Origin of the sequence: Streptomyces cahuitamycinicus (assembly GCF_002891435.1) — a bacterium.
GTDB classification, from domain to species: Bacteria; Actinomycetota; Actinomycetes; order Streptomycetales; family Streptomycetaceae; genus Streptomyces; species Streptomyces cahuitamycinicus.
Genome location: NZ_POUC01000055.1, coordinates 20,539 through 29,422, shown reverse-complemented (window position 1 = coordinate 29,422; position 8,884 = coordinate 20,539). Strand labels below are relative to the sequence as shown.

At 72.2% G+C, this 8,884-nt stretch carries 7 protein-coding genes; 4 read left to right on the top strand and 3 right to left on the bottom strand.

Annotation, left to right across the window (positions count from 1 at the left end; translation table 11 throughout):
* A partial coding sequence (locus C1J00_RS10620) for a chaplin (protein ID WP_102908791.1) occupies positions 1–483 on the bottom strand: 483 nt, incomplete at its 3' end.
* A 304-nt stretch (positions 484–787) separates the two neighbouring features.
* Between C1J00_RS10620 and C1J00_RS10615 the strand changes: the two genes are divergently transcribed.
* The 3 genes from C1J00_RS10615 (at position 788) to C1J00_RS10605 (ending at position 5,188) form a co-directional block, all read left to right on the top strand.
* Entirely contained in the window at positions 788–2,359 is a 1,572-nt protein-coding gene (locus C1J00_RS10615; RefSeq protein WP_102908789.1) for an alpha/beta hydrolase, read from the top strand.
* A 50-nt stretch (positions 2,360–2,409) separates the two neighbouring features.
* Positions 2,410–3,504, top strand: coding sequence for a baeRF3 domain-containing protein (locus C1J00_RS10610; protein WP_102908788.1), 1,095 nt, complete (start codon positions 2,410–2,412; stop codon positions 3,502–3,504).
* A 274-nt stretch (positions 3,505–3,778) separates the two neighbouring features.
* A complete protein-coding gene (locus C1J00_RS10605) occupies positions 3,779–5,188 on the top strand; it encodes a PP2C family protein-serine/threonine phosphatase (RefSeq protein WP_102908787.1) in 1,410 nt (469 codons plus the stop codon).
* Positions 5,189–5,217: 29 nt separating this feature from the next.
* Here C1J00_RS10605 and C1J00_RS10600 read toward each other — a convergent pair whose 3' ends face one another.
* Positions 5,218–6,711 carry a DNA-binding protein NsdB gene (locus C1J00_RS10600; protein WP_102908786.1) on the bottom strand — a complete coding sequence of 498 codons (1,494 nt, stop codon included), beginning with the start codon at positions 6,709–6,711 and terminating at the stop codon, positions 5,218–5,220.
* 232 nt (positions 6,712–6,943) lie between these two features.
* Between C1J00_RS10600 and C1J00_RS10595 the strand changes: the two genes are divergently transcribed.
* Positions 6,944–8,083 carry an aminoglycoside phosphotransferase family protein gene (locus C1J00_RS10595; protein WP_102908785.1) on the top strand — a complete coding sequence of 380 codons (1,140 nt, stop codon included), beginning with the start codon at positions 6,944–6,946 and terminating at the stop codon, positions 8,081–8,083.
* A gap of 70 nt (positions 8,084–8,153) precedes the next feature.
* Here the strand turns inward: C1J00_RS10595 and C1J00_RS10590 are convergent, their stop codons facing one another.
* Positions 8,154–8,651, bottom strand: coding sequence for a glycosyltransferase family protein (locus tag C1J00_RS10590; protein WP_102908790.1), 498 nt, complete (start codon positions 8,649–8,651; stop codon positions 8,154–8,156).
* Between the last annotated feature and the right edge of the window lie 233 nt (positions 8,652–8,884).

The following is an 8,884-nucleotide window of genomic DNA, read 5'->3' as shown; positions in this document are numbered from 1 at the left end:
CTCCGGGACCGGCTTCGGCGGGTGCTGGGGGCGGGCCGGACGCTGCTCACCGGGGGTGTTCGAGGACTCGTTGCCGGTCGACGGGTTGCCGATGCCGACCGCGTTCGCCGAGTTGCCCGTGACGTTGACCGGGAGACTGACCGGCAACCGCACGCCGTTGCCGGAGATCACTCCCGGTGAATCCTTTCCGCTACCCTCGGCGACCGCGCCCCCGGGCGTGCCCGGCCGGCCTGCCGACCCGTCGTCGTCGTTCGCGCAGCCGTTGCCGGCGGCGGGGTTCAGGAGCCCCACCACGTTCACGGTGTTCCCGCACACGTTCACCGGGACGTGCACCGGCAGCTGGACGGTGTTGCCGGAGGACACTCCGGGCGAACCGGCCGCCGAGCCGTCCGCACCGGAACCGGCGTACGCGGGGACGGTCACGGCCATCGCGCCCGAGGCGGCGGCGACGGCGATCACTCCGTTTCGGGTGAGGCGTCTCATGGGACCCCTGCCTTCCAGACATCGCGTGGCGGGCACTCACCCGCACCGGGTAGAACGCGGAGCGGCCGGTCCGAGTTATGGCTTATCGGCCTTTCACTCCATCGAGCGGCCCGGTTGTCGAACTAGCGGTAAAGCCCTTGGTATACCGGCCCCGCATGCGGGCTTTTCGGGGGCGAGCAGCGCAGATCACGGCTCGCCACCCGGCCCCGCCCGCCCGGAGGCGCGGGTTCCGGGGCCCGCATATGGTGAGCGAGGGCGCCGGTCCCGGTCCGCTGCCGGACGCCCCGCGTCCCTGGAGGCATCGATGCTGGCCAAGCTGTCCTCGCGCCCCTCGATACGGCGCTGCGCGGTCACCGGTACGGCCGGGCTCGCCCTGCTGGGCACCGCCCTCCCGGCCGCCGACGACCCTCCGCCCGGTCTCAAGCGCTTCTACGACCAGAAGGTCACATGGTCGAAGTGCGAAGGCATGGACATGCCGAAGGACCTCCAGTGCGGGAAGGTCACCGTCCCGCTCGACTACGCCAGGCCCGGGCAGGGCACCCTCGACGTCGCCGTCGCCCGCTACCGGGCCACGGGCACGTCGCGGGGATCGGTCCTGCTGAACTTCGGCGGTCCGGGCGGGCAGGGCGTGGCCCAACTCGCCATGGGCGGCAAGGACTTCATGGGCCTGACCAACGGCTACGACGTGGTCTCCTTCGACCCCCGCGGCGTGGGCCGCTCCTCGCCGGTCAGCTGCGGAAACGCCTCGGACAGCGCCCTGGACGCCACCGACGGCAATGCCGACGTGACCGACCCGGCGGCCGTCCTCGAAGAGCTGCGCGCGGCGGCGGCCGAGTGCAGCGAGCACTCGGGCCCCGTCCTGCCCCACATCGGCACGGTCGACGCCGCCCGCGACATGGACGTCATACGCGACGCGCTCGGCGACGACAAGCTCAACTACCTGGGCTTCTCCTACGGGAGCCGGCTCGGCGCGGTGTACGCGGCCCAGCACCCGAAGAAGGTCGGCAGGATGGTGCTGGACGGCGTCGACACGCTGACCGAGCCCCTGTCCGACCAGGGCGTGGCGAGCGCCCGGGGACAGCAGACCGCACTGGAGAACTTCCTCACCTGGTGCACCGAGGACATCGCCTGCCCGTTCGGACGGGATCCGCGAGAAGCCCGGAAGCACGTCGTGCAGGTGGTCGAGTCGCTCGACAAGGATCCACTGCCGAACGACTTCGGCGAGGCGTTCTCCGGCCAGGACTTCGCCGGGGCTCTCGGGCAGGGCCTCTACAGCAGGGAGCTGTGGCCCTCGCTGCAGCGGGCCGTCGGCCGACTGCTGGAGGACGGCGACCCGAGCGGCCTGGAGGCGTTCCTGTCCGGGGGCTTCACCCTCCCGCCGCGGCGCGGCCCGCACACCGGGCTGACCGACCCCGCGGACGTGCCGATCGACAACCTGCCCGCGGCACTGATGGCCGTCAACTGCGCGGACGATCCGGACCGCCCCTCCGCCGCGCAGGTCACCGAGGACCTCGGCCGGCTGCGCGCCCGCTACGAGCAGGCCTCACCGGTCTTCGGGCGCTACCGGCTCACCCAGGTGCTGATGTGCTATGGCCGCCCCAGGGGCACCGACTACATCCGCGAGGACGTCAAGGACCTCGACACGCCGAGGATGCTGCTCGTCGGCACCCGGGGCGATCCGGCCACGCCGTACCGCTGGACGGTGGAGACGGCCAAGCGGCTCGGACCGTCGGCCGTGGTGCTCGACAACCGGGGCGAAGGGCACACCGGCTACGGCTCGTCGAAGTGCGTGCACGGCAAGGTCGACGCCTTCCTGCTGTACGGGACGCTTCCGCCGGACGGCAGCTCCTGCGGTTCCGACCGCGACGACGAGTGAGATCGATTGCCCCAAATGCCCTTATGCCGAATTCGCTCTATCGTTCTGTCATGGAGAGCGTTCTGAGTCCCGCGACCCTTGCCGAGCTGCGGCGCCCGCGCCCCTACCCCGCGGTCTCCGTGCTGACGCCGACCCATCGGCGCGATCCCTACAACGCCCAGGACCAGGTCCGGCTGCGCAATGCGGTGGCCGAGGCGAAGAGGCAGCTGGAGGCCGATCCGGCCGTCACCCGGGAGCGACGCACCGAGGTCGCCGGGCACCTGGACCGGGCCATGACCGAGGTCGACCTGACCCATGCCGAGGACGGCCTGGCGATCTTCGCCGCTCCGGGCGAGCACCAGGTGTGGTCACTGGCGAGGTCCGTACCCGAACGCGTGGTGCTCTCGGACACCTTCCTCACCCGCAACCTCGTCTCCGCCCAGACGGCCGGGCGTCCCTTCTGGATCCTGTCGCTCGCCGCGGACCGCGTCACCCTGTGGAACGGCGGCGTCGACCGGGTCGCCGAGGCCCGGGTCGGCGGCTTCCCGCTGACCCGGCGCGTGGAGAACTTCGACCCGGAACGGCAGCAGCGGACCGGCGACACACCGAGCGCCTTCCGGGAGGAACGCACCCGCCAGTTCCTGCGCGAGGCCGGCACCGCGATGAACGCCGTGCTGCGCGACCACCCGAGGCAGCTGTACGTCACCGGCGAGCCGGCCGCCCTCTCCCTGCTGGACGAGGTCGGCGGTACCGCCCGCGGCGCGGTGCACATCCCGCACGGCGGGCTCGCCCACGGGACCCCCGAGACCGTGTGGCAGGCCGTGCGCCCGGTGGTCGAGGCGGAGGCCCGCCGCAGTACGGACGCCGTGACCCGCGCCCTCGAAACGGCCCGCGGCCGACGTGCGTTCGCCGCCGGTGTGGACGAGTTGTGGCAGAGCGCCCGGGACGGCCGCGTCCGGCTGCTTGCCGTCGAGGAGAACTACCGCGTGACGGTCCGCGACGCCGGGGACCATCTGATCCTCGCCGAGAGCGGCGACCTCGACTCCCGCGAGGACATCGTGGACGAGATCGTCGAACAGTGCCTGGAGACCGGGGCCGACGTCCGCTTCGTCCCGGACGGCACGCTCGGGGAGGCGGCCGGCATGGCCGGGGTGCTGCGCTACTGACCACGGCTCGAACAGAGAACCATCGAACACCCGCATGAGCCTCATGCGGGTGTTTCCCATGGGTCGTCAAGTGCCCTGTGTAACCTACGACTTGAGCCTCCGGGGAGAGCGTTCCCCACCTACCCCGGAGTAGCTCCGCGAGACTGTGACATATGCCAGAAGCACCACCGTATCGTGTGTCGCCGAATCCCTTACAGGCCGTCGCGGGCTGTGCAACAGTCGTAACGGTCCCTCCGTCCGCCTTGGCCGTACCGTCCCCGCATCGGAGTGCGTCATGCCGTCCCACCTCTCCGCGGACCGCCCAGCCGCCCAGCCGCCCGGACGCGGCTCGGTCGACGCGCTCATATCGCAGACGCGGCGGCTCAAGGGCGACGTGGACGCGGTGCGCCGTGACTCCGGCGGAGAGGGATCGGACCACCCCCGCGAGCGCTGGCAGCGTGCCCTGTACGACCTGGCCCTGCACCAGCTCAACGACCTCGACGAGCACCTGGCCCAGCTGCGGGACGGCCCCCTGCCCACGGCAGCGGCCTCGGAAGCCCCCCTCCCCGCGCAGGGCTCCCTGCTCAGCCGGGTCGGCAGCGCCGAGTGGAACCTGCTGACGGACGAGGCCAGTTGGTCCGGCGAGCTCTACCGGATCCTGGGCCGCGACCCGGCCGCCTCCCCGCTCACCCTCGACGAACTGCCGTCACTGGTCGTGGACGAGGACCGGCCGAAGCTGACGGCGATGGTCACCGACTGCCTCGTCGACGCCCGGCCCATCGACGGCGAGTTCCGTATCGCCCGCCGGGCCGGCGACGTACGGACCCTGCACATGATGGGCGAACCGGTGCTCGACACCGACGGCAGTACCGCCTCGATGTGGGCCGTACTGCGTGACGTCAGCGAACTGCGCCGCAGCCAGCGGGTGGTGAGCGAGACCCGTGAGTCGCTGCACCACCGGCAGGAGGCCGCGCAGAGCGAGCACCGGATCGCGGCCGAGCTGCAGGAGGCCGTGCTGCCGCCGTGGCGCGGCTCCCTGCGGCTCCCGCACCGGGGCCCCAGGACCCTCAACCTCGCGTCCCACCACCTGCCGGCGTCCACCCGCACACTCATCGGCGGCGACTGGTACGACGCCCTCGAACTGACCGACGGCGAAACGCTTCTCAGCGTCGGCGACCTCACCGGCCAGGGAGTCGGCGTCACATCGAACATGACCATGCTGCTCGGTGCCGTACGCGGCATGGCCATGGCCGGCGCGCAGCCGGGGCAGGTGATGGCCTGGCTGAACCAGTTACTCGACGCCACCGTGCAACCCGCGCTGGGCAGCGCCGTCTGCTGCCGCTACCGGCCCGCGGACCGCACCCTGGTGTGGGCGCAGGCCGGGCACCCCGCCCCGCTGCTGTTCCGCGACGGGACGGGGCGCGTCCTGGACGCACCGGACGGCGTCCTGCTCGGGGCCACCTCGGGCGCCGTCTACGGGCAGGCCGAAGAGACGCTCCGGGTGGGCGACCTGCTGCTCCTGCACACCGACGGGCTGGTACCCGGGCACACCGGATCGGCGGCGGCGAACCTCCTCCTCGGCCTGGCACCGCGTATGGCGCGGAACCGCACCGCGGAGGACTGTTTACGGACCGTGGTCCAGGAGGTCGGCGAGGGCGGGCGCGAGGACAACGCCTGTGTGCTCGTCGCCCGGGTCATGTCGTAGAGAACCGGAAACGGGGCCTACCCGGGACCTCAGGCCTGCGCCCGGCTGCCGCCCCTGCCCTTCGTCTTCGGCAGGGCGAGCTTGATCTCCTCCCGCAGCTCCTGGATCCTCGGATAGCCCGAGTACTCGGCGGTGAGCCGGTACATCTGGCGCAGCCGGTCCCAGGTGCGGTGGGAGGAGTTGGACCCCATCGACACCAGGGCCAGTCGCGCGTACCGGTCCGCCTGTTCGGGATCGTCCGCGATGAAGCAGGCCGACGCCATCGACAGGTAGTCGAAGATCTTCGACCGCTGCCGGCCGTCGACCCGCAGGGCCAGCGCCTTCTCCGCGTAGTGCTGGGCATGGGCGGCCGCGCCCGGCTCGAACTCGGCGAGCGTGCGGTAGGCCAGCGCCTGCATGCCGTAGAGGTCCTCCTCCTTGAAGGTCTGCATCCAGTCCGGCGGCGGGACGTCGGCCTTGTCGGAGACGAACAGGTCCTCCGCCCGGCCGAGTGTGCGTCGCATCGCCTGGCCCTTGCCCATGGCCGCCTGCGCCCAGGCCTCGATGGTGCAGAGCATCGCCCGGGTGCGGGGCAGCACCTCGTCGCCCGAGCCGGACGTGGCGAGTTTCATCAGGTCCAGGGCGTCATCGGGCTTGCCCAGGTGCACCATCTGGCGGGCCGCACGGGACAGTGCCTCACCCGCGCGGGGGCGGTCCCCGCCCTCTCTGGCCGCGTGCGCGGCGATGACGAAGTACTTCTGCGCCGTGGGCTCCAGGCCGACGTCGTGCGACATCCAGCCCGCGAGGACGGCCAGGTTGGCGGCGACGCCCCACAGGCGCCGCTGGAGGTGGGGTGGGTGACGGTAGGCGAGCATGCCGCCCACCTCGTTGAGCTGGCCCACCACGGCCTTGCGCTGGAGCCCGCCGCCGCGGGCCGCGTCCCAGGCGCGGAACACCTCGACCGAGCGCTCCAGTTCCTCGATCTCCTGCGACCCGATGGGGGCGGCCTCGTAGCGGTCGAACCCAGCGGGGTCGGCGTGCAGGGGACGGTCGAGGTCGGGAGCGTCGGCGGTCAGGGAAGGGTCGGTGTGCAGCCAGTCGTACATGGCGCTGCTGAGTGCGGATCCCGCGGCGAGCGCGGCGCCCGCGCCCACCAAGCCGCGTCGGTTGAGCATGAGGTCCATTCCCGTGAATTCGGTGAGGACCGCAGCCGTCCGCTCGGGCGCCCACGGCACGCCGTCGGGAGCCTCGGCGCTCCCGCCGCCCTGCCGTTTCCCCGCACGCCCGTGCCGGACCAGACCGAGGTCCTCGATGGTCACGACACGGCCGAGACGCTCGGTGAACAGAGCCGCCAGCACCCGCGGCACCGGATCGCGCGGGATCTCTCCCGTGTCGATCCACCGCCGCACCCGGGAGGTGTCGGTCGACAGCTGGGGGTGGCCCATGGCCGCCGCCTGCCGGTTGACCAGCCTCGCGAGTTCGCCTTTGGACCAGCCGGCCAGGCCGAACAGGTCCGCGAGCCGGGTGTTGGGTTGTCCGCTCACGTCAAGCCCCCAGGTTCTCGGCTGAGTTGACAGTAGCCCGGGGAGACTTGCCGGGCGACTATTCGCCAGGGTTCGCCAGGGTTCGCCAGATGGTGTGCCATGGGCCATCCGGTGTCAGGTAGGAACGCGCCACCCCGACCCGGTCGCCAGGGACACTCCCCAGGGTTCTCCCGGGCCTCCGGGCCGGGTGGTGCGCTGTCGTCGCAGGCACACGAAGGGATCTGTTTCGCCCATGTACACAGCATCGTCCTCCGTGTCCGCACCGCCCCGGCCGCTGCACCCGCGTCCCGCGGACAGCGGCCCCTACCTCGCCCCCGCGCGGCCGGCGGCCCCCGTGCTCGGTGCGGGCAGGGCTCGGCGCGGCACCGTCATCGGCACTCAACCGCTCAGCGGGAGACTCGACTTGTCCGGCCCCCAGGGCGCGCAGCTGCGCACGGCGATCGCGTCCGTGCACCGCATCTGCCCGGAGTTCGCCCCGGTGCAGGTCCTGCGCCGCAACGGACGGGCCGTGCTCCTGGTCGGCACGACCGGTCGCAGCACGGCCGTCGCCAAGTGTTTACTCGACCACTCCCCCGCCTGGTCCGAGCGGATCCGCCACGAGATAGCGGCGTACCGCTCGTTCGTCCGGCACCGCCCTCCCGTGCGGGCGCCGAGACTGATCGCGGCGGACCCGGACAACTGCACCCTGGTGATCGAGCGGATGCCGGGCCGGGTGGCGGCGCTCCAGCGGCACCCGGCGGAGGCGCCGCCCCGGGCGGACATCAGAGCGGCACTCGGCGCGATCTGCCGGCTGAACGCCTGGCGCCCACCGGCGGGCACCTTCGACGCCCCGCTCGACTACGCGGCCCGGATCTCCCGGTACCACGAGCTGGGCCTGCTCACCGACCGGGACCTGGGCGACCTGCAGAAGCTGCTGCACGGCATCGCGCAGACGGCCGGGCGGCAGGGCATGGGCCAGTTCTGCCACGGCGACGCACTGCTGTCGAACATGCTCCTGTCACCGGCCGGTCCAGTGCTGGTGGATTGGGAGCATGCCGGCTGGTACCTGCCGGGCTACGACCTGGCGACGTTGTGGTCGGTGCTCGGGGACGCACCGGCCGCCCGCCGTCAGATCAGCCAGATCGCCCAGTCGGCGGGGCTCGCGTCCAGGGACGCCTTCCTGGTGAACCTGATGCTGGTGCTGACCCGTGAGATCCGTACCTACGAGACGGCCGTGCAGCGTTCGATGCACGACGCGGCCCCGGCGGCACCGGGCCCGGCGCACCCGGCTGCCACGCCGACCGGCGAGGAGCAGAGGCTGCTGCTGCGGCGGCTGCACGACGACTGCCAGTTGGCCCGGCGCGCCGTGCGCGCGGCGGTCGGCACTCGCTGACGGGGACGAAAGGGCCCCTGTACGCCGGGTCAGGCGTACAGCGGCCCTTTCGTGTGCGGTCGGTTCGGGCTCAGCCCTGCTGGAAGAGTTCCGCCGGCAGCGGCTTGAGGAGGGCGTAGAGGTCGTCCGTGATGGGGCGGTCCCAGGCGGCGATGGTCACGAGGACGTTGTCACTGCGGTCGAACTGCACGCAGGAGATGCGGCTCTCGGAGAGCTTGACGCGGCGCACGATCAGGAGGTTGTCGCCCTGCATCACCGGTACGTCCTCGGTGCTGACGACGGTGACCTCCTCGTCGTTCTCCAGCGCCAGCAGCAGCTGGGCCACCTCGAAGGGGATCTCGCCCTCGGCGACCTCACGGGCCGGGGAGCCCTCCGGCAGATTGCCGATGATCATCGCGGGGCCGCGACCGCCGAACAGGTCGTAGCGCAGGAAGACGCCCTGGCAGGTGCCGTCGGGCGCGGGCAGCAGTCCCGCACCGAGATTGCCGGGCCAGTCGCCCGGGTCCATGGCCAGTACGTCGAAGTCGGGCCCGGCGGGAGTGGCGCTGCGGCGGCGGAGGAACGACATGTCGCCCATGGTACGTGCCCCGGCCTGCGAAGTGCGGGGCGGGCGGCGGACCGGACGGGCCGGGTCGCCGCCCCATGCCGCGAGCGGTTCGAGGCCTCCTGGCCGGCTCAGGCCGGTGCCTTGTGCCGCTGGTGGGGGCGGGCCGCTCGGGCGCGGTCGGCGGATGATGAGGGCCAGGTCGAGGTCGAGACCGGCATCCCTGTTCACCGGATCGCGCTCGCGGCCGGTGGAAG